Raw genomic sequence first — 18,927 nt, 5'->3', positions numbered from 1 at the left:
GCCCGGGACGAGGCAGCCGAGCCAGCGTGCGGGCCACCAGCTAGTCCTGACAAGGTGATTCGTAGAAGTTGCAGCAACATGCAATTCCCTTGTGAACAGCGGGAGTCCATGCGGAATCGGATGCGCCAACTCAATTGACATCACCGTCGGCCTGGACTAGTGGAGCTGTCTAGAAATTGCACCCTGGGCAGGGCAGTTCCGGAGGGCTGTGGCAGGTGAGCCATGATGTTGCCTCAGGAGGTCCTACTCATGTTCCGACCACGTAACTCGCTGCTCGAGGCCGCGCTGGCTTATGCGGCAGCGGGGATCGCTGTCCGGCCGGCGCCTGCGCTGGTACGGTCGCCAGCCCAGCACGATGCCTTTGGGCGCTGGATCTGCTCCTGTGGCGATCTGCTCTGCGAACTTCCTGGCGCACATGCTGACGCGGAAGCTGACTGGACAACGCATCCTGATGAAGTCGCTTCTACCTGGCAGACACCGACTCCGCCCAACCTCCTCGCAACATCAGGTTCGCGGGTGTCCTTCTGGCAGGTGCCTCGTATCAGCGGAGCCGAAGGATTGCGGCTCTTCGAGCAGCAGCGTCCTGGACCGTGGACGCCGCAACTGAAGCTGCCCAGCGGAGATTGGGTGCTGGCGACGTTGCCGCCGACGGGAGATATCTCTCTGCCGGCAGGCGTGGTTTACCTGGAGCCTGGGGTGCCGGTGCTCGTGCCGCCGTCGCATCGTACCTCCAGCGCTGCCCTGCTGGGGTCGCGGACGCGCCTGCGCTGGCAGGATGCGTCGCGGTTCCCGAAGGCGCCGCTGCCGTCCGCCGAGGACGTCTTGCGACTGGTGGGTCAGGCGGAGCAGGAGCGGCTTGAGTTGCTCAGCGGCGTCCGCAACCTGGCCTAGTCGAGCAGACCGTCGACGATCGCAGATGACGGATTGGTTGGCGCGTCATAGGCCGACCATTCCGCAGTCTCGAAGACCATGTCGATCGCATCCCGCCGGCTGTAGGGTTCCCATCTCGTGAGGCTCGGATGGATCAGCCACCGGATCCTTTTGGTAGCCCCGATCTTGGTGCTGGGCGTCGGTACCCATCCGTCGGGACCCGAGATCACCCGGCCTCCAGCGTGCTCGGCGAGTTCGGCGGGCACCGAGCCTTGGGTGACGAAGAACTGCCACGTTCGGCTTGCAGGGACGATGGCTGTGGGGCAGGTGCCCTTCAGCTGGTCGTGGAGCGGAGCTCCGAGTCGTGCGGGTAGTTCCAGCACGTCGAAGTGGTGAGTGGTTAGTGCGATCTCCCACCTGCCATCCGAGAACGCTTCCGCGGCCTCGTCTTGCGTGTGGATCGCGGGCACGTCCGCAAGCACCAAATGTGGCTCAAGGCAACCGACGAGACCGCAGGCACAGCCTGTGCTGTGAGGAACGGCCAGCCGAGCGATCGGCCAGTCGTTCTGGACGTACCGCATGGCGAGGCGCCGCAGATGATCTCTGCGGCGCCTTTCCAGCGGGGAGAGTCGGTCAGGCACGCCTACCTATTGCGAGGAGCAGGGAGCTGGCGTGGACGAGGTGGGGCTGCCCGTCGGCCAGCCGCGAGCACGCAAGAGCGGTCTCAAGGGGATCCGGGGCACCGATCGAGGGCGGTAGCGGCATGTCCTTGAAGTGCGCATCGATCACGACCGTCAACCAGCCACCTGGGCCGGTCAGTCCGGAGATCCGGACCCGGTCGACGAATGGCGCAAGCTCGCTCCGGAGCTGAGCGACCGTGTGGTACGTCGTCTCTGCCATTCGCTCGTTCTCGAAGCTGTACCCGTCGTTGAGGATGTCCTCGACGACTTCACGCCGGGTCTGCAGCGTGTTCGCCAGCGTTGAGCCGATCAGGTTTGCGTTCCGGTTGATCGCTATGACCGCGAGTACGCCGCCAGGACGAAGTACCCGAACGGCCTCGCGGACTGCCAGGCGTCGCTCCTCGTCCCTGGTCAGGTGGTACATCGGACCAGCCATGAGGACAACGTCCTTGCTCTCGTTGTCCCATGGCAGCCGACGCGCATCCCCGATAACGGCGTTGATACCGGCGGCCCTCGCCTGCTCGACATGCCGCTCGACCGGGTCCAGGAGTACGACGTCGTGGCCGAGTTCAGCAAGCCATTCAGCGTGCCTTCCAGGTCCTCCGCCGACGTCCGCGATCTGGGCCGGTGCTGGTGGGAGATGCTCGGCGAGCAACTCCTTCAGCCGTTGGAGTTCGAGGCGACCCTTGAGTGTTGTCTGCAGCCGGTCGGCCTCGTTGTGACGATCGGTGTAGTGGTCCCGGATCTCGCTGACGATATCGGGAGGCCCTGGCTTGGTGCTTTGCACGTTTGGGTCCTTTCATTCGCGCTGCTGGACTTCGGAGGTGGAACGGCGGGCGAGCGGCCCTCGGTCGGACACTCGCCCACCGGCTTGAGAGGAGTCCTCGGCCGTGCGCCCCACAGGGGAACGGGAGATCTCACGGACGAGGACTCCGACAGTGGGATCCGGACCTGGTCCGGCGCGGAATCAAGTCGCGCCCACCAGGCAGAGGGGCCTTGTCCCACTGGTTCGGCTACAGATCCTCGGGATCGGCGATTGGCGTGCAGGTGACCAGCAGATTGGGGAATCGGCGCCTCATCGCGGCGGCATACCGCTCGGCCAGTGCCGGCTCTGCGGCGTACTCCGCGATCGCGAACTCGCCGTACAAGACCTGAACCAGGTGGCGAGGTTCTGGAGTCAGCAAGGTCGGCATCACTGTCCCCGGACTTCCTGAGCAACATCGCGAGCGATTGCGAGGTACGCCAGTACGGCAAGGACGATTAGGCCGTCGCGCACGACGGGGGCTGCGGTCACGAGCCAGTAGCCAGTCATGGGATTCTCTCCGATGGTTGGGCGATTGGATCTGCATAACCACCAAAGCGCAACTCGGCGAGTTGCGAACAGAGATCGACTGTTGCCTCGCTGTTGCCTTCTCCACTTGATGTTGCGTCGATGTTGCGCCGAAATCGATTGCCCTCGGCATGGATTAATGACACGACAAAAAGCCGCACAGCCAAGACGGCATGTACGGCTCATGGATCGAAGTGACTAACGCCTAACCGCTCCGAGCCAGAAAGTCTTGGGCCGACCGGGTAGTGCGATAGGAAGCCAGAGACTTGCGGAAGTCATCCAACGCACCGGCTGGCCGAGAGGAGTCGACTCCATCGCTTTGGGCGAGGGCCTGTGAGGCTGCAGCACAGGCAGCATCGACGTCACCCAGCCTCAAGTGGGCATCGGCCGACCTCACGAGGAAGAGTGCGTTGTCCCGCGCATAGCCGTCGGCGGCATAGGAGTTCTCGCGGGCTGCCGCGAAGCTGGCCAACGCCTGGCGCGGGTTCTCCAGCTCCAGGGCTGCCGAGGCGGCAGTCATCTCGATCTCCGCCGCTGACATCCAGTACGCCCACGACGGATCGTCGTCGCTGCTGCCGGCCGCGTAACTGGTCCTCGCAGCATCGAGTTCGCGGGCGCTTCCCACCCGGTCACCGATCTTCGACAACGCCCGCCCAGCCCGCATGTGAAGCATCGCCTGTACAAGCGGAGTCGCCGTCCGTGCGTCTCGCTGGGCAGTGCGGACCAAGTTGACAGCATCTTGCGGGTTACCCACCGAGTACGTCTGAATCGCCATGAACGCGAGCACGTTGGCACCGCTCGCGCGATCCCCTGCCGACGCCGAGGCACGCAGGGCGGAGATGTAGTACGACTGCGCGGCTGCGTGTCGGCCGGCGTCGAAGTGGAGCCAGCCGCAGATTCGCGCAGCCTCGGCCAAGGTGGAGAACAACCGACGCCCGGTCTCAGCGTCGTACACGGCATCGTCGGCCAGTTGGCTGAGGAGGTTGAACTCGGCGACCGCCAGCGGACGAATCTCGCCGCCGCCGAGGACGTCATCTAAGCGACGCAGGTCGTCCAGCCGCCGCTCGAGACGGGTGATCGTCGCCTCGGTGACCCGACGTCTGCCAGTAGCGACCGCAGCCGGCGGATCCGCGAGCGCGCCGGCCCAGTCCGCACCGAGCGACGACAGCGTCGCACCGGTCGCGATCAAGAAACCACGACGGTCCATGGATCCTCCCTGCGCGGCAGCGGCGGTTGAGACCACCGTACCTTCGGGAGTCCATGGACTGTGGAGGACCGCGTGGTCGTCTGGGAACGCTTGTAGCAACCACCCCGGCCAACCGAGTTGCTTCACTACCTTGTGAGGTACGCCGTGCAGCTCCCCCATTGCGTGTTGCGCCGCCGCGTCCGGCACAACGCTGCCTGACTCCCAGCGAGTCACCTTCTCGCGCCGGAGCGCCATCGGTCCGTAGCCCAACCGACGGTGCTGCTCGTCGACCTTGCGGAGATATGCCAGAGCCGGCAATCCAGCCTGATGACGCAGCGCAGCGAGCGGGTGGCGCAGACGCCCCGTTCCCATCAGCTGCCGCCTTCTCCGTCTGGGTGTGTCGGCACCCTGATCAGCCCCACTTCCTGACCCCATCGGGAGCCTCGCTCGGAAGATTGCTCTCTGTGATCAAGTCTGGCCCTCTTGACAGGCTCCGCACTCGCAGAGTTTTTGCGACTCCACGCTGCATGGTCAGAGGCAGTGAGAGACTTTCCAGTGGGATGCAGCAGTCCGTATGCGGAGAGGCAGGGACGATGACGAGCAAGACCGCCGGGGAGCGGGTCGCCCGTGCGCGTAAGCGCAGGGGCTGGACTCAGCGCCAACTGGCCGACGCTCTCGGGTACTCCGTCAGCTGGGTCAGTCAGGCCGAGCGGGGCGCCATCCCGCTCGACCGCTTCAGCGTCCTCGACCGGGTCGCCGACGTACTCGGCGTCGAAATGGTCGAACTCACCGGCCAGCCCTACCGGCACGGCACCCCAGACCTCGACTCCGGCCACAACGGCATCCCCGCTCTGCGGCTCGCACTCCAGCGAGCCCTCATGCCGACGTACCGCGACCCCGCACGCGCCCCGCGGACACTCGCCGAGCTTCGTACTGAGGTCACCGCAGCCGAAGACCTCCGCCAGGCCGCCAACTTCACCGCCCTCGGCGGCATCATGCCCGCCCTGGTCGACGATGTCTCAGCCGCTCTAGGGGCCGCCGAAGGCCCTACCCACGACGAACTCGCCGCACTCTTCGTCCGCGTCTGCCACATCGCCCGCGTCACCGCCGACCTCACCGGCCACCACGACCTCGCCTGGACAGCCGTCGAACTAGAGGTACGCACCGCCGAAACCCTTGGCGCCCCCGCTCCCCTAGCCGCAGCGTCCTGGGACCTGTGCGGCGTGTGGCTCCACGCCGGCGGCGACGCCCTCCGCTCAGCTCGCTCAGCAGCAATCGACGGCATTGACCGCCTCGAAGAGCACGTCGGCAAGGATGCCGAACTATCCGCCCTCTGGGGTGCCCTCCACCTACGAGCCGCCGTCACCAGCTCCCGCCTATGGGCCGAAGACGACGTCCGCACCCACTTAGCCGAAGCCGCCCGCGTTGCCCCCGCCTCAGGCAACACCTGGCAAACCCAGTTCAACGCCTCGAACGTAGCCCTGCACGCCCTAGAGACTGCCGTAGAACTAGGCCAACCAAACGACGCCCTAGGCCTCTCAGACCGAGTCCCAGTAGACGCCATCAGCTCCACCGAACGCCGAACCCACTACTGGACCTGCCGAGCCCGCAGCCTAGCCATGGTCCACCAGGACGACGCCGCCCTAGACGCCCTCCTAACCGCCGAACGCCTAGCCCCCGCCCACGTCCACAACCGCCCCATGGCCCGCCAACTAGTCATGGACCTCCTCCACCGAGGAAAACGCTCAGCGCCTCCGGTCCGCCAACTCGCCAGACGGATGGGCCTGACAACCTGAAGCAGTGGATTCGAGCAGCCGACTCACCGTAGGCGATCGGAAATTGCAGGAACGTGCAACAGCCTCATCATTGACGAGGATCCACAGACAGCGGTTTGGTGACAGCACGACCTTCGCGACGGTTCCGTGAATCATCAATGATCATCAGCCACCGGTACCTTTACCGCTAGCGGATGATCCCCACTGCTTGGACTCGGGCGTCGGACCGTCGTTGCCTGGCGCCCACAACCCGTTCAGGGGGAATCGTGAGGCGTAAGAAAACTGCACTACTCGTGACATTCTTTTTGACAGCCGGACTGCTACAGACGCCGTCGGCCGTGGCATCAACTCCACCACCGGCACCCGGCGTTCAGCTGGACGACAGCGCACAGCGTGCCTGCATCGCTGAAGCCAAGCGAATGCCGAAGTCTGCTTGGACCTGCATGGCTGGAATGCTCACGGCCCGCATCGAGGTCCCTGGCGGTGCGCCTCGTACCGAGATCAAGGAGTTCGGATCCGGGATCGTACAGCTGACGCCGCCACCAGCCACCAAAGCTGCAGCCGGCGCCGACATCCTTGCCGACGACTACGACTCCTGGTGCGAGGATGGAACGGTCTGCGGCCGAAAGATCAGCGACTACATCGCCGAAGTGAAAGGCAATGGCGTATACGGTGTCGGTGGCACCGTCATCGGCAGGGTCGATTTCATCGTCCGCCAAGCGTTCAACGGACCGTACCCACGCTGGCGGGGATTGCTGATCTGGGACAGTGGCCCAACCATCCGCCCGAATGCCTTTTGGGCGGACTGCCGGATCAACCGCAGCGGACCTGACGGATTCTGCGACAATGTTCAGCTCGACTTCTCCCCCATCACCTCGACTACCTGGCGATCGTGGGCGCCGTCTTCGACGGGCTACGAACAGACGGATACCAAGCTGTCCAACAACACGACGTACCACGACGATCTACATGGCAGCTTCAAAGCCGACGGCCACTCGGAACTGTTCGCGGCCGGCACCATTCACACCGGCCGTTGGCGCCAGTGCGGACCGAACTGCAAGTACTACCAAGTTCCTTGGGTGCCGTGAGCAATCACCTACCGAACAGCTCCTGAACCGTTCGCTGCGCATGTCGTACGAACTCAGGATTGCAACTCGGCACAAGCTCGCTACCCGCCGCTAGTGCCAGCTCGATCATCTGGTCGATGACGTCCTGCACCGAGGTGAGCCCGGGCGGCGGCTTCAGCAGCCAGAGCCGGCCCGCTGGCCGAGGCGGAACCCCCGCTTCGGCCAGCAGCGCATTGAGGTCCGACTCGATCTCTTCGTACAGGTCCGCAGACCACGGCACTCGGTCGAGCACGACGCCATCACGTGAATTCTCAACCCACCTCGTTGAACGATCCGCTACCCACGCTCGATGGGTACCGGGCCAGATCGCAGGTAGGAAGACCCACATCGGCTCGTCCGGCGCGAGGGTCCACCCCTGGCTCTGCAGTTCGGTCACCTCGGGCAGGTCAGCAGCCTCGACGGGCAAAGGTTCGCCGGTGGGCGCCGCTGGCTCATCGCTGACCCCCCAGTCAAAAGTCGCCATGAGCACCACGTTAACGGGTACCACCGCCGAGCTGGAACTCCCGCAGCTGGGATGAAAGCGTGACCCCCGTGTATCACTCTGGTCTGTGTAACGTTCGGGAGCAACCGAGCATGGAGCTCCAATCTCGGAGGCGACGGAGAGCCAGAGTCAGGTCTCGATGGAAGCTGAGCGGGTCTGATGGGGATGCATCTTCTAGGTAGCAGGCTTCCCAGAAGGTGCGGAGGGCGGAGAGTTCTTCGACTAGGGCACCGTGGTTGGGCCAGCAGGGTGGGATGACCTTGTGGTCTAGGCGGTAGCGGTCGGTGGCCCAATTGACCCAGGTGGTGAGGCGGTCGAGCTCGTCGCCTAGGTCTGCGGCGTCTAGGTCGCGCCAGCAGACCACGTACGGGTCGTTTGTTGGGATCAGGCCTAGGGCTTTGGTCAGGTCGTCGGTCACGAGGTTTCGAGGATGCTGCGGCGGATCTGGTCGGCGTCTGGGCGGTTTGGCCATGGGGTCATCTTCAGGAGGATTGGTGGAGCGGTACGGGCTAGGAGTACGCCGGTGCCGAAGGGCAGGGTGCGGATGACGTCCGCAGGGAGGATGGGCAGCCTGCGGGTGCTGGTGGAGATGGTGCGGGCGCCGTCGGGGCCGCGGCTCCAGTTGCGTAGCTCTTCGTCTCGTTCGCCGCAGACGGCGGCGAGGTCTTGGAGGTCGCGGGGTTGGGCGGAGCCGCCGAGGATCAGGCGGAGGGTCGCTGCGTCCCACATTGCTGCGGCGGCTTGTTCGCCCCAGCGGTCACGGGCCTGGGCAAGGGATTGGATGACCACCAGCGTCGAGATGCCCGAGCCGCCGCCGTCTGCCATGAGGCCGGGCAGGGACGGTACTGCGCAGAGATTGGCTATCTCGTCGAGCACCATCGCCAAAGGTGGTTCCAGCCGGCCGCCCGTGTTCCCTGCGGCCATCTGGCGCGCTGACTCGGTGATGTCCTCCAGCAGAGCTGCGATGAAAGATGAGGTCGCACTGGCGCCGGCTCCAGTTCCGAGGAGGTAGATGGTGCCCTTGGCCTGGATGAAGGTCTTCGGGTCGAGGCCCTCCCCCGGCGGCGGGTCGAAGGCCTTGCGAACGGCGGGATCGGCGAGGGCGGAGAGAGCTGAGCGGACGCCGGCCCAGATGGCGTCGCGTGTACGGCTCTCCATTCTGACGATGCCATCGAGGGTGTCGCCCCAGCCTTCGGCGGCTAGTGAGGACTGGTTGAGGATGGTGACGGCCTCGATCGCAGATGCTGGCTCGAGTCCCCATCGGTACAGCTGGGAGATACCCGTGTCATCGATCGCGGCGGCGTGGAGAAGACCTCGCAAGGCCATCTCGGTCTGACCGTGCCAGAAGGCACCATCGCTGACACCGCCCTTGGCGAAGCCCGCGCCTGCAGCAAGACCACTTGCTCTGACCATCGCGGTCGTCGGGTTCTCGCATCCACGGACCGGGGACCAGCGAATGCCCTCTGCCTTCGAAAGCCCTTGCGGATCGAAGATCGCGACCGGGCCGGTCTTCCGGCGGAGCCCGAGCGTCGCGATCAGGTTGTCCGGCCGGGTGGAGGTCGTCACGGCGGCGCCAGGCGCATCGATGATCGTGCCGATGATCTGGTGGAGGCCTTTGCCCGCGCGAGGTGGACCAACGACGATCACCGAGTCCTCGACTGATGCCCAGCACTCACGCCTCCGCGAGTGGCCGAGCAAGTTCCCAACCTCAGAAGGCGAACTGCTTGGCGCGAGTGGCCGCGCCGAATGTCCCCGGCGTACGACCTGCTGGCGCCCAACGGTCGCTTCGATATCGGACTTCGTGGCGAGCCCTGGGCGACCCGCAAGAGCACGCCCTCGACTCGCGGCACCTGCCCGTCTTCGCAAAATCAGCTGCCCGACTGCCGTCCCGCTCACCAGCGGCAGAGCGATCAACAGGCCCAAGATCGTCCAATACGTCGCCGGCGGCAACTCGTCTCGCTGAAGCCCGAAGGCCGAGGCGGGATCACTCGGATTGAACAACACGCCGAGGCCGTCTATCCAAGGCGCGTTGACCCACCTGCCGGTGGTCACCAGGCAGCCGAGACCGCCAGCCAGATGCAACATGCCGGCACATCCCAGCAGTACGGCTGCTCCCGCGATCAGGAGGTCGGACGGTTCAAGCGGCTCGGAGCTCCTAGGAAAGCGCATCGCTACATCCGCCCGTCAGTGTCGAACAACTCCACCTCGCGAACATGCCGCACCAACTGGACGACGAACGAACGGCTTGGCAGCCGCCAGAGCGCCCGTCCCTTCGGGAGCTTCGCTATCGTCGCTATCTCGACGTCGGTGAGTCCCAGCAGACTCGCGGTCCGTTCGAGCTGGTCCGATTCCTGACGAAGCATGATGCGTGTCGAACAGTCGGCCAGGAGCCCCTCGGCCAGCGCTCTCGCCTCAGAACCGAGATCGCCAACTGCCGCCAGATCCGACAGACGATGGACGATGATGACGTTCGAGATACCCCAGGCCCGGGACAGCTTCCACTGCTCCTGCATCCGGCGCAACAAGGCAGGATCACGCATCACACGCCAGCCCTCGTCGTACACGATGTAGCGGTTGCCGCCTGCCGGATCAGCTACGGCGGCCTCCATCCAGGAAGACGCACAGGCGAGCGTAAGCCGGAGTGCCTGGTCGTTGCCGCCACTGCCGATCCATGACGAGTCCAGAGAGACCATCGGGGTAGCGGGGTCGAACTCAGTCGTGGACGGTCCATCGAACATGCCGGACAGGTCGCCATGGACCAGACGTCTGATTGCGTGGGCGACCTCGCGCCCATCGTCAGTCAAGCTCCTCGCGGTCAGGCCCGCGCGCTCAGCCCACCTGGTGTCTGGCGTGAAGAGGGCAACCACTACGTCTGGGATCGTGGGAGCAGCGACCTGTGCCGCGACCGTCTCGAGCGCGAGATCCAGCGCAGTATGTTCGATGGCGGCTAGTGAGCGCCCCAGGGTGGATTCCGCCAAGGTACCCAGCAGAGCGCGACGTCGGGTCCAGACGACTCTGTCCCATTCGTCGGCTGCGATCGATTGGGGTCGAGGTCCGGCGTCTAGGGGGTTCAGCCGGGTGGGAAGGCCAGGACCGAGCTTGATCGCGGTACCACCCATCGCTTCCGTGACAAGGGTCCACTCCCCCTTCGGGTCGCACGGGACGTAGGCCTTGTGGCCGAGGGCAATCGACCTCGTGATGAGAGCCTTGGCGGTGGACGACTTCCCGCTCCCGATCACTCCGGCAAGAAGGATGTTCGGGTTGGTGATCACCCGAGCCTGATAGAGAACCCACGGGTCGTAGACGAACGAACCGCCGCTGAACACGTCGGAGCCGATGTAGGTGCCGTCGGCCCCGAGCCCGCCCTCCGCGAGGAAGGGGTAAGCGACTTGGGCGATCCGGGTCGTTGCCCGGTGCGCATCGAGGAGAAGTGCCATCAGAGTCCAATCCCGAAAGGAAGGGCCGCAGCCAGAAATCCGTCGGCCTGTTGACCCACGAGTCGGCGAAGGTCCAGCAGCGATTGCGTTGCGGCGATCTCGATCTCCATGCAGGCGTCGTCGAGCTTCTCCTCGTCATCTGCCGAGACAACGACGAGCCCCAGCCACCGGACGTCGCCGTGGCCGGCGGCCAGGTCGCGTTCGCGCTGTGCGACATCCGCGTCGTACTGCCGGTCTTCCTCTGTTTCCAGCCGCCCGATCCGAGCGCGGGTACTGCGGTCTGTGATCCGCTCGACCTGGTGCCTACGGGCGTCGCGCATGGCCTTGGCCATCGGAATCGGCTGGAGAACCAGCGTGAAGGTGCGTCGGATGCCTGGCCTCAGCAGCAGCGGGCTCAGGAAGGACGGTGTAGTGCGCACCCGCGGCCACTCGGAGATGACATAGACGCGATGGAACGACGAGTCCGTCCGCAAGAGGTCCCAGTCCGCATCCATGGCCAGCGGACCAACGTCAGCGGCTTCCAGCACCTTTGATCCACGAGCCGCAGTCGGGTCGAACGCCAGACGCAGGCTCATTGTCAGATCCTCGGCCGACAGCCACGAACCTGTGACCCCTGCGGTACCGAGGGAACTCTGGAACGCTCTGGCCTCGGACTCGAGTACGGCGACCGCTCCAGTGATGCCGCCGCCATGCTTCCTGACTTCGCGCGATACCGCGTCGAGGTTGATCGCGAAGGCGAAGAGCGTCTCGTGCCTCGCAGCCGCGGGTGCCGCCCGGTCGAGCAGCTCGACGTAGACCGAGCCTGCTGGTGTCGATGGATCAACGTTCCTCATCCTCGCCCAGGCGCCGACTTCATCCCCGGCATCGGGAAGCGTCCGTTCGAGAATCTGCGCTCGAGCGATCCGGTTGTTCTGGCAAAGACCCGCGATCATCCGCCCGTACGCCGTGACCCGCCGGTCCTGCTCATCCGAGTTCTGCAGCAGGTGTGCCGGCCCTTCTATCCTCGCCACCGCGATCAGCCGTCGTCTCTTCAGGTCGTGGACGATCCCGATCGAGGAGTTCCAGCTCAACAGATTCAGCTTCTCGCCAGGCAGCTCCAGCCGACCGTGCTTGCGTGGCTGCATCACCTGCGCACGGTACGAGCGTGGTCGCCAAAACTGAGCAGCTCGCAGTACGAGCCACCGGTGCATCTCCACGCCTTCCACCCGCGTGAACGCCACCGTCACGAACAGGGCCGAGACCAGCAGTCCGACCGCCTTCATCGTCGACGTCGTGTCCATGACCACCGCGAGCGTCATGACGAGTACGCAAGCGGCGATCAGAGCGAGCTGGATCGGCCGGAGTCCGAGGAGCACCGTGGTGCGTTCCGGTCGTGGGAACCGGGTCGAAAGCGTGCTCATCAACGACCCTCACCGTGGTTGGATCCAGCCCGGTCATCCGAAGGCTCCGAGGCCTTGCCGGTCACATCTCCGATCGGGTTTGTGATCACACTCGCGTCGTCACGATTCGGCGCCGGCGCACCGCCGACATCGGCACCGCTCCCAGATCCCACTCGACCGGTAGTCGGTCTGGCTGCTGTCTCCGATGATTCAAGTCCTGAGGGCGCGACCAGCGGCTCCCCTTGTGTCGGCGCACCAGACACCCGACCGCCCTTCTCGTGACGATCAGAGTCTCCGCCCTCGCTCCCCTGCGGCGTCGTACCGCGCGAGCCGTCTCCTCCCAGGTCGTCCTCGCTCCAACCAACCACGGTCGAGCCGTCGGAGTCCTCATCGGAGTCGCCTCCGACGATCGGGTCCATAACGCCACCGCCGGAGCTGCCGAAGTGCTCCGCGCGCCACTGCTGCACCTGTGCAGCCTTCTCTCTTCCCGACGCGGCACCAGCCAAGCTTTGCTCGAGGGCCTGCCCGGCGGCCTGGGCGTGATCCCCCATCCAATACACGAACTTGAGCGTTGCCAGCGGCGTCAAAGCAGCCATCCCGAGCAGCAGAACGCCCGCAAGGAACGTGCCGATGCTGGTTCCACCAGTCGATCCACCATTGCCGAGGGCGGAGACACCGAGAGCGAAAACGACTGCCATGGGGGCCTTGCAAAAGACCAAGGCGCCGACGACCTCGAGATAGCGGCGAAGCCAGTGCCTCGTTGCGTCCCAGGTCCAGCTGCCCAGCGCCAGCGGCGCGAACACGACGAACGCGATGATCGCTACATCCCTGAGCAACATCACGACGTACAGGGAGATGGTGGCGATCAGCCCGAGGAAGACCGCCACAAGAACGTAGCCGCCCAGGGTCCCTGCAGAGAGCACCACGCTGAGGTCGACCATGCGCTTCAGTCCGTCTGCCGTTGCCTGGTTGCCAAGGATCGCCAGAGCGATCTCGTCAACTGCTTTCCCGCACGAGGCGATGACCGCAACGGCGAATGGCACTCCCGCGGTGCCGATCAAGACGCCAACCAAGGCGCGTCCGAGACCGCCGGGTTCGCGGCGTATGGCGGCGGAAACACATTGCAGAATGAACAGCCCAACGAGGATAGGCAGAGAGATCGCGACCAGCAGGCCCAGATTGTCCTTCCACCACTGCTGGTCGAATCGTGGAGACGTACTGGAGCTGAATGCTTTGAAGACGAAGTTGGTGAGGTCGGTCAGGCCGCCGGCGGCCCAGCGCAGGAACGAATCCCAGACTGAGCTGGCAGCGGCACCGGCGGTGTTGTCGACGACACAGGACACTGGATTGAGAAGACAGTCGGACCAGGCCATCGCGATCAGGCAATCGGGATGTTGCTGAAGAACGCGACGATCTTGTTCGACGAGGCGATTAAGATCGCGGCACCTGCAGCAATCAGGCAGGCGATCTTGCCCTTGCCTGCGTAGTGGGGACTGCTGTTGAGGCTCCCCAACGCCCACGCTGCTGCGCCGACGACAACGACGCCGACGCAGACCACCAGCGTCATCGTTTGGAGAGCACCTACCATCTGCCGGATCGCAGACAGACCAGGAAGGCCGTTGCTGTTAGGGGTCACGCCCGGGTCTTGGAGCGGATGGATATACACGTCAGGTCCTTCAGTAGATGGGAGGCGCCCAGCCGAGGTACGTCGCACCCCAGCGGGTCTCGATCAGGCCGAACGCGACGTCGTAGACGCCGCCCTCACCGGGGTATCGGTCGTTGATGTCGTTGGAGACGATGCGGCCGTCGCCGATGTACACGGCGACATGCCCGTACGGTCCGCCGGTCGCCCAGAACACCAGGGCTCCAACGGGTGGCCGCATGTCGTTGCGATGTGCCTTGCCCAGGGCAACCATCTGCCGCCATTGCTCGGCGGCCGAGTAGTAGCCAGCCCGTGGGCGGCCCCAGATATTGGCGGCCAGCCGTGCACACAACTGGTAGTAGCCATGGCTCCCCACCAGTCGGAGTGCGCGCGCGACAGCGCCTGGCGCATCAGGTAGCTCACCGGTGCCGCTTGGCGCCGTGGTTTCACTAGGCGGCTTGCAGTCCTTCGGTGCCGCTTCGGCCGGCGTGGCAATGCAGGTGTCAGAGCCGCCAGCCGCCATCGCGAGTGGAGCCACCAAGCCGACGCCGCTGATCAGCAGCGCGCCCGCCAGGGCGGCCTTGGCGATCACGGGTTGATCTGGGCCGACGCCGACCAGAACTTGCAGATCGACGTACAGACGATGCCGACTGCCATCTGCCTACTGGAGACGATCGTGTCTGTGTCGAGCAGAGTCGTCTGCTTCCCATGGATGACGTAGCCGGTCCAACCGTCGGGCGCTGCCTCGCTCTGCTGGAGCCGCTTCATCTCCGGAGTGATCTCTGCAGTGATCTGATCGACGGTTGCTTTCGCATGGTGGAGCTCGAGCTGTTGCCACTCCCCCATGAGCGGCAACAGGCTCCGGGCAACCCGTGGACCTTCGCCGTACGGATCGGCGAAGACGCTGACCGCGTCCTGCCAGTCCTTGAGGCTGTGCTTCGAGGTGTCGTATGTCCAGATCGCCCGGGCGTACCCGATCGCCATCGGCTTTGGATCTGACGTCGTGGGTCGCTTCCACGCCTCGAGTTGTGCGGGCTCATCGTCGGCCAGGCTCGGTACGAGCGTCGGTTGGGACGTCTTCGCTTGTTCCTCGTCCCGGCCATTCGATCCGAAGACCAAGATCGAAACGATCGTGATGACGGTGAGAAGGATCGCGATAGGGAGCACGAAGCGTGCCCAGCTGGAGCGGTTCACGTGAGTTTTCCTCTCTTGGGGACTGCGGTACGCCGGAGCCACCGGAGGCCGGCCAACGCAACGGGAGGCGGCAACAGGCGCAGGCCGGCAAGCAGGTACAGCCAGAACTTGAACTGCGCGCGGTAGTAGCGGACGAGCCAGTTGCGACGGCATGAGTCGGTCATGCGGTCTCAACGGTCTGGCCCGGAAGACTTTCCTCAGGCGGATCTAGCGAGGTCGTTCCACCGGTTCTCGCTAGTCCGTTGTCCGAAAAACAGCAGGTCACGGCCGGTGGCCGCCTTCAACCAGTTCCGGACAGCTGGATCAGCAAAGACCTGCTCAGGTGGCTGACCGGCTGCGAGTCGGGCTAGCGCAGAGGGTCTGGCCGCACCGCCACGGAGGAGCCAAGCGAGTCCCTCTGCCCGAGATCGGGTGACCCCTATCCCTCGCAGCCTGCTGATGATGGCTGCCCGATAGAACGGGGGCCCGTCGGCAGCCGTACGGACCAGTTGCCGGCCTATCGCGCTCGAGATGCCGTGACGCTCTAGCTCGGCGACGATCTGCTCCAGGTGCAGGCCGAGCGTCGGCAGCTCCGGCAACTCGGAGTCCGGTGCTGCCGGAGTCAGGGGGAATCGCTGGCGATGGCGAAGCTCCGTCAACGCCGCATCCTTCACACGCCAGCGGACATGGTTGGCGAGATATCCCCATGAGACACCGCCCCGAGGTGGATTGACCGCCAGGACCTGACACTTGCGCCAAGCAATCACCCGAGCGAGCTGAGCGGCCTCATCGCGCCCGAGAACCGTCTTCATCCAGTGCGGTAGCGGTACGACGATGTGCTGCTCGATAGCCTCGATCAACTCGACGGACGGCTCCTCGGCCCACGCCGACGTCGCCGCGGCGCTGATGAGTACCTCCAGCTCGTCATCCATGAGCATCAATCTGCTGTCTGCCGAACCCGTTATGAACCTGGATCCCTGTTCTGAAACGTCCTGGAACCCAGATCCAGGTCGGCCTCCAGGTCATCGGCGGACGCGCCTGCTCTCGGCCGGCGGCCGACGCAGGCCAGGAGCTCCCGCGACACCACTCGTTCTTCGAGGTTGAGGTGAGCGGCCAGCCGGACAACCTGGGTCCCAATCCGGTCGCTTGGAAGCCTCACCACGAGAGGCGCCACGGCTCGCAACGCATCCACCTGTCCGCTGACGTGGTCGAGTACCCTTACCCACCGCGCCAGCTCGGCGTCTATCGCAAACTCGAGTAACGGTCGTGTTTGCCGGATCGCGGTGCGCAGCAAGCCGGGATCGGCGGAGTACAGAGCAGCTGGGTCTCGGCGTTCGGGAAGCTCCGCGATCAGGACCGTGCCGAACAGCGGGGCCAGCAGGGCAAGGCTCCGTTCTGCCCCCGCCCGGCCGCCCGCGTCGGCATCGAACATCATGATCACCGAGTCGGCGACGGCGTGCTCCCTGATCATCAACGCCTGATGTCGCGTGAGCGCAGTACCGCACGGCGTGAGGCCCGCCCATTGATCGCCGAGCAGGCTGACCGCATAGGCATCCATCGGCCCCTCGACAACCACCGGGACCGCGCCGGAGGCGAGCCGCTTCCTTTGCGCGACGAGGCCGACCAGGGACCTGCCCTTGGTGTAGACCTTCGTCGATCGAGTGTTGAGGTAGCGCGGCTCACCGCTTCGCGACCGCGCGACGAAGCCCACCGGCCTCAGGTCGATGTCATGAGCCACAAAGGTGATGCGGTCGCGGAACCTGGCCGCGAGGTAGCCAGACGGTGTCGGGCTGGCCAGGCCGGCTGCCACTATGACGTCGTCGTCAACGCCGTTCGATCGCAGGTGATCGACCAGCCGGGTCCACCTGTCAGGAGCGAAGCCGATCTCCCAGGTGCTGTCGGAGTTGAGTGCTGCACCCAATCGTCTCCTGATCAGGTGGTCGGCCGCCCAGCCGGAGCGACGGTTCCGCAACTCGCGACGAAAGAGTTCTGCGGCCAGTTCGTTGGCCCGAACCAAGGCATTCATCGATCACAGACTCGGTCCAGGGTCTTCATTGCCCAAGGTGGCGTCGTGATCGTTGTCGCTGCTCGGGCCGCTGGATCGGCTGCTCACCACCAGGTCGGCGATTACCTGCATCTGCTCGGCGTTCCCCAGCAACGGACCAGGCGGCCGTTGGTAAACCCGGATCTCGTCGAAGGCGAACGTCAACTCGAGGGCGTTCTCCAGTGCAAGTTCGGCCGGCTCCACCTCATGGGAAACTGTGACGATCAACCGGCTGGGGTCGCTGTGCTGCTGCAAGATCCGCGCCTGAACCTGCGACACTGCGCCGAGCAGCGGAATCCCGACGTACCTCGAATCTCGCGCATGAGCGACGGCAAGCTGAACCCCGATCGCGTCCAGGGGATGATCGACGATCACGGCCATCGCGCCCGCCTTGAACGCGTCGGCCTGCTCCAGTACGCCGACAAGCGACGCGGCAGGCCGATGTACTGGCGTCTCTGGCGTGATCACCGTCGCCTGACCGTGACAATCGATCCCCACGAACCCCACTGGCTCCAGCTTCTGGTCACGGGAAACCATGACCAGCTGGTCCTGGTAGCGGTCGGCAACCCCACGATCGTTGGTCCAGCTCATCAGTCCTGCCCGCATCAGGGTCTCTCGTCCGAAGCCCTGCTTCTGCAGGTGGTCGATCAGCCGAGTTCCGCTGTCCGGCGCATATCCGATCGACCATGCCGACCCCGGATCCAGCACCTCCTCGACGTGCCAACGTTCAAGAACCGCGGTTGGCCAGTCCGGTGCCGCATGCAGCAACTCCTCCCGATAGAAGGCCGCCGCCGCGGCATTTGCCTCATGCAACCATCGCTTCTCCCCCTCGGACGTACCGCGTCCAGCCTCCTGGTCACCCATCACAACCTCCGAAACGCGAGCTCAAAGCCTTCACTTCGAAGGTCCCGGCTCGGCCGCTGCGCCAGAACCTGGATCATCGGTTCAAGGAACATGGCCAGGGCCGTCCGACCCGTGATCGATCTCTGGATCGAGATGCTGTGCAAGGTCGCCTCGCCGATCAGCCTCCGGCGGGTTCAGGTACAGGTCGGCGAGGAATTCCAGCCGCGACGGGTTCGCCACCAGGGGTCCGGGAGGGCATTCGAGCATCCTGACGCGGTCGAAGTGTTCGGTCAGGTTGACGGCACTACGCAGTGCCCGCTGCCCACTCTCCGGCTCAAAGGGCACCGTCACGATCACCCAGTTGGTGGCGGTGTACTGCCGCAAGATCGAGGCCTGATCCTTCGAGATCGGCACCCCGCACAACGGAATCCCGACGTGCCTCCTGCCGCCCTCACGACTACCAATCTCGACAGCGACCGCATCGAGCGGGTGGTCGACGATGACCGGCGTCGCTCCCGACTCAAGCAAATCGATCTGCTCCAGTACACCGATGAGTGCAGCCGGCTGACGAGGTACCGGTGCCTCCGGCGAAGTCTGCCGGGCTCGTCCATCACGATCGATACCGACGAACCCCACCGGATCCAGCCGTCGATCGTGCGATTGCATCACCAATTGATCCCGGTACCGATCCACCAGCCGGCCATCGTCGGTCAAGCTCGCCAGCCCAGACCGCAGGAGAGTCTCGTGCCCCAAACCGGCTACTCGTAGGTGATCGACCAATCGGGTACCACCATCGGGTGCAAGGCCCACCTGCCAGACTGACCCTGGAGTCAGAACTCGGCCGACACCCCAACTCTCAAGCACAGCGGCCGGCCATGATGCCGTCGTACGCAGCAGTTCTTGCCGGAAGAAGATGGCTGCTACGACATTGGCCTCCTGGAGCCGCCGCGCCTCATCAGG

The 18,927-nt window shown here is 64.9% G+C and carries 20 protein-coding genes; 3 read left to right on the top strand and 17 right to left on the bottom strand.

What is annotated here, in order from left to right:
• Positions 1–516: 516 nt before the first annotated feature.
• Entirely contained in the window at positions 517–891 is a 375-nt protein-coding gene (locus tag ABD768_RS00560; protein ID WP_344836136.1) for a hypothetical protein, read from the top strand.
• Here the strand turns inward: ABD768_RS00560 and ABD768_RS00555 are convergent.
• From ABD768_RS00555 to ABD768_RS00540, 4 genes are all read right to left on the bottom strand, one after another.
• Positions 888–1,340, bottom strand: coding sequence for a hypothetical protein (locus tag ABD768_RS00555; RefSeq protein ID WP_344836133.1), 453 nt, complete (start codon positions 1,338–1,340; stop codon positions 888–890). The two genes, ABD768_RS00560 and ABD768_RS00555, sit on opposite strands and share 4 nt — an antisense overlap.
• Before the next feature lie 163 nt (positions 1,341–1,503).
• Positions 1,504–2,337 carry a class I SAM-dependent methyltransferase gene (locus ABD768_RS00550; protein ID WP_344836130.1) on the bottom strand — a complete coding sequence of 278 codons (834 nt, stop codon included), beginning with the start codon at positions 2,335–2,337 and terminating at the stop codon, positions 1,504–1,506.
• Positions 2,338–2,563: 226 nt separating this feature from the next.
• Positions 2,564–2,743, bottom strand: a complete 180-nt coding sequence (locus tag ABD768_RS00545) for a hypothetical protein (protein WP_344836127.1) — start codon at positions 2,741–2,743, stop codon at positions 2,564–2,566.
• Between the two features lie 342 nt (positions 2,744–3,085).
• A complete protein-coding gene (locus ABD768_RS00540; protein WP_486327387.1) occupies positions 3,086–4,438 on the bottom strand; it encodes an NsdA family TPR-like regulatory protein in 1,353 nt (450 codons plus the stop codon).
• Between the two features lie 221 nt (positions 4,439–4,659).
• Between ABD768_RS00540 and ABD768_RS00535 the strand changes: the two genes are divergently transcribed.
• Both ABD768_RS00535 and ABD768_RS00530 read left to right on the top strand, forming a co-directional pair.
• Positions 4,660–5,862, top strand: a complete 1,203-nt coding sequence (locus ABD768_RS00535; RefSeq protein WP_344836121.1) for a helix-turn-helix domain-containing protein — start codon at positions 4,660–4,662, stop codon at positions 5,860–5,862.
• A 272-nt stretch (positions 5,863–6,134) separates the two neighbouring features.
• Entirely contained in the window at positions 6,135–6,929 is a 795-nt protein-coding gene (locus tag ABD768_RS00530) for a hypothetical protein (RefSeq protein ID WP_344836118.1), read from the top strand.
• 4 nt (positions 6,930–6,933) lie between these two features.
• Here ABD768_RS00530 and ABD768_RS00525 read toward each other — a convergent pair whose 3' ends face one another.
• The 13 genes from ABD768_RS00525 to ABD768_RS00465 form a co-directional block, all read right to left on the bottom strand.
• Entirely contained in the window at positions 6,934–7,431 is a 498-nt protein-coding gene (locus ABD768_RS00525; protein WP_344838635.1) for a DUF5956 family protein, read from the bottom strand.
• 432 nt (positions 7,432–7,863) lie between these two features.
• Positions 7,864–9,096 (bottom strand): type IV secretory system conjugative DNA transfer family protein, encoded by a 1,233-nt coding sequence (locus ABD768_RS00520; RefSeq protein WP_344836115.1) that lies wholly within the window; start codon positions 9,094–9,096, stop codon positions 7,864–7,866.
• 524 nt (positions 9,097–9,620) lie between these two features.
• Positions 9,621–10,886, bottom strand: coding sequence for an ATP-binding protein (locus ABD768_RS00515; RefSeq protein ID WP_344836112.1), 1,266 nt, complete (start codon positions 10,884–10,886; stop codon positions 9,621–9,623).
• Positions 10,886–12,286 (bottom strand): SCO6880 family protein, encoded by a 1,401-nt coding sequence (locus tag ABD768_RS00510; protein ID WP_344836110.1) that lies wholly within the window; start codon positions 12,284–12,286, stop codon positions 10,886–10,888. Before ABD768_RS00510 ends, ABD768_RS00515 begins: the two co-directional genes overlap by 1 nt.
• A complete protein-coding gene (locus tag ABD768_RS00505; RefSeq protein WP_344836107.1) occupies positions 12,286–13,638 on the bottom strand; it encodes a TrbL/VirB6 family protein in 1,353 nt (450 codons plus the stop codon). The genes ABD768_RS00510 and ABD768_RS00505 overlap by 1 nt, the downstream gene beginning before the upstream one ends.
• A gap of 5 nt (positions 13,639–13,643) precedes the next feature.
• Entirely contained in the window at positions 13,644–13,901 is a 258-nt protein-coding gene (locus ABD768_RS00500) for a DUF6112 family protein (RefSeq protein WP_344838634.1), read from the bottom strand.
• 40 nt (positions 13,902–13,941) lie between these two features.
• The gene (locus ABD768_RS00495) at positions 13,942–14,499 is read right to left on the bottom strand and encodes a CHAP domain-containing protein (protein WP_344836105.1); all 558 of its coding nucleotides are present in this window, start codon (positions 14,497–14,499) and stop codon (positions 13,942–13,944) included.
• Positions 14,496–15,101: a hypothetical protein gene (locus ABD768_RS00490; RefSeq protein WP_344836102.1), complete on the bottom strand. Its 606-nt coding sequence runs from the start codon at positions 15,099–15,101 to the stop codon at positions 14,496–14,498. The genes ABD768_RS00495 and ABD768_RS00490 overlap by 4 nt, the downstream gene beginning before the upstream one ends.
• A complete protein-coding gene (locus ABD768_RS00485) occupies positions 15,098–15,265 on the bottom strand; it encodes a hypothetical protein (RefSeq protein WP_344836099.1) in 168 nt (55 codons plus the stop codon). Before ABD768_RS00485 ends, ABD768_RS00490 begins: the two co-directional genes overlap by 4 nt.
• A gap of 33 nt (positions 15,266–15,298) precedes the next feature.
• Positions 15,299–16,012 carry a hypothetical protein gene (locus tag ABD768_RS00480; RefSeq protein ID WP_344836097.1) on the bottom strand — a complete coding sequence of 238 codons (714 nt, stop codon included), beginning with the start codon at positions 16,010–16,012 and terminating at the stop codon, positions 15,299–15,301.
• A 29-nt stretch (positions 16,013–16,041) separates the two neighbouring features.
• Complete coding sequence (locus ABD768_RS00475) at positions 16,042–17,106, bottom strand: toprim domain-containing protein (RefSeq protein WP_344836094.1); 1,065 nt, start codon at positions 17,104–17,106, stop codon at positions 16,042–16,044.
• Between the two features lie 3 nt (positions 17,107–17,109).
• Positions 17,110–17,988, bottom strand: a complete 879-nt coding sequence (locus ABD768_RS00470; RefSeq protein ID WP_344836092.1) for a hypothetical protein — start codon at positions 17,986–17,988, stop codon at positions 17,110–17,112.
• Positions 17,989–18,069: 81 nt separating this feature from the next.
• Positions 18,070–18,681 carry a hypothetical protein gene (locus ABD768_RS00465; RefSeq protein ID WP_344836089.1) on the bottom strand — a complete coding sequence of 204 codons (612 nt, stop codon included), beginning with the start codon at positions 18,679–18,681 and terminating at the stop codon, positions 18,070–18,072.
• Between the last annotated feature and the right edge of the window lie 246 nt (positions 18,682–18,927).

It is taken from the genome of Kribbella ginsengisoli (assembly GCF_039537185.1).
Classification (GTDB): domain Bacteria; phylum Actinomycetota; class Actinomycetes; order Propionibacteriales; family Kribbellaceae; genus Kribbella; species Kribbella koreensis.
This window is presented reverse-complemented; position numbering and strand designations above follow the sequence as displayed.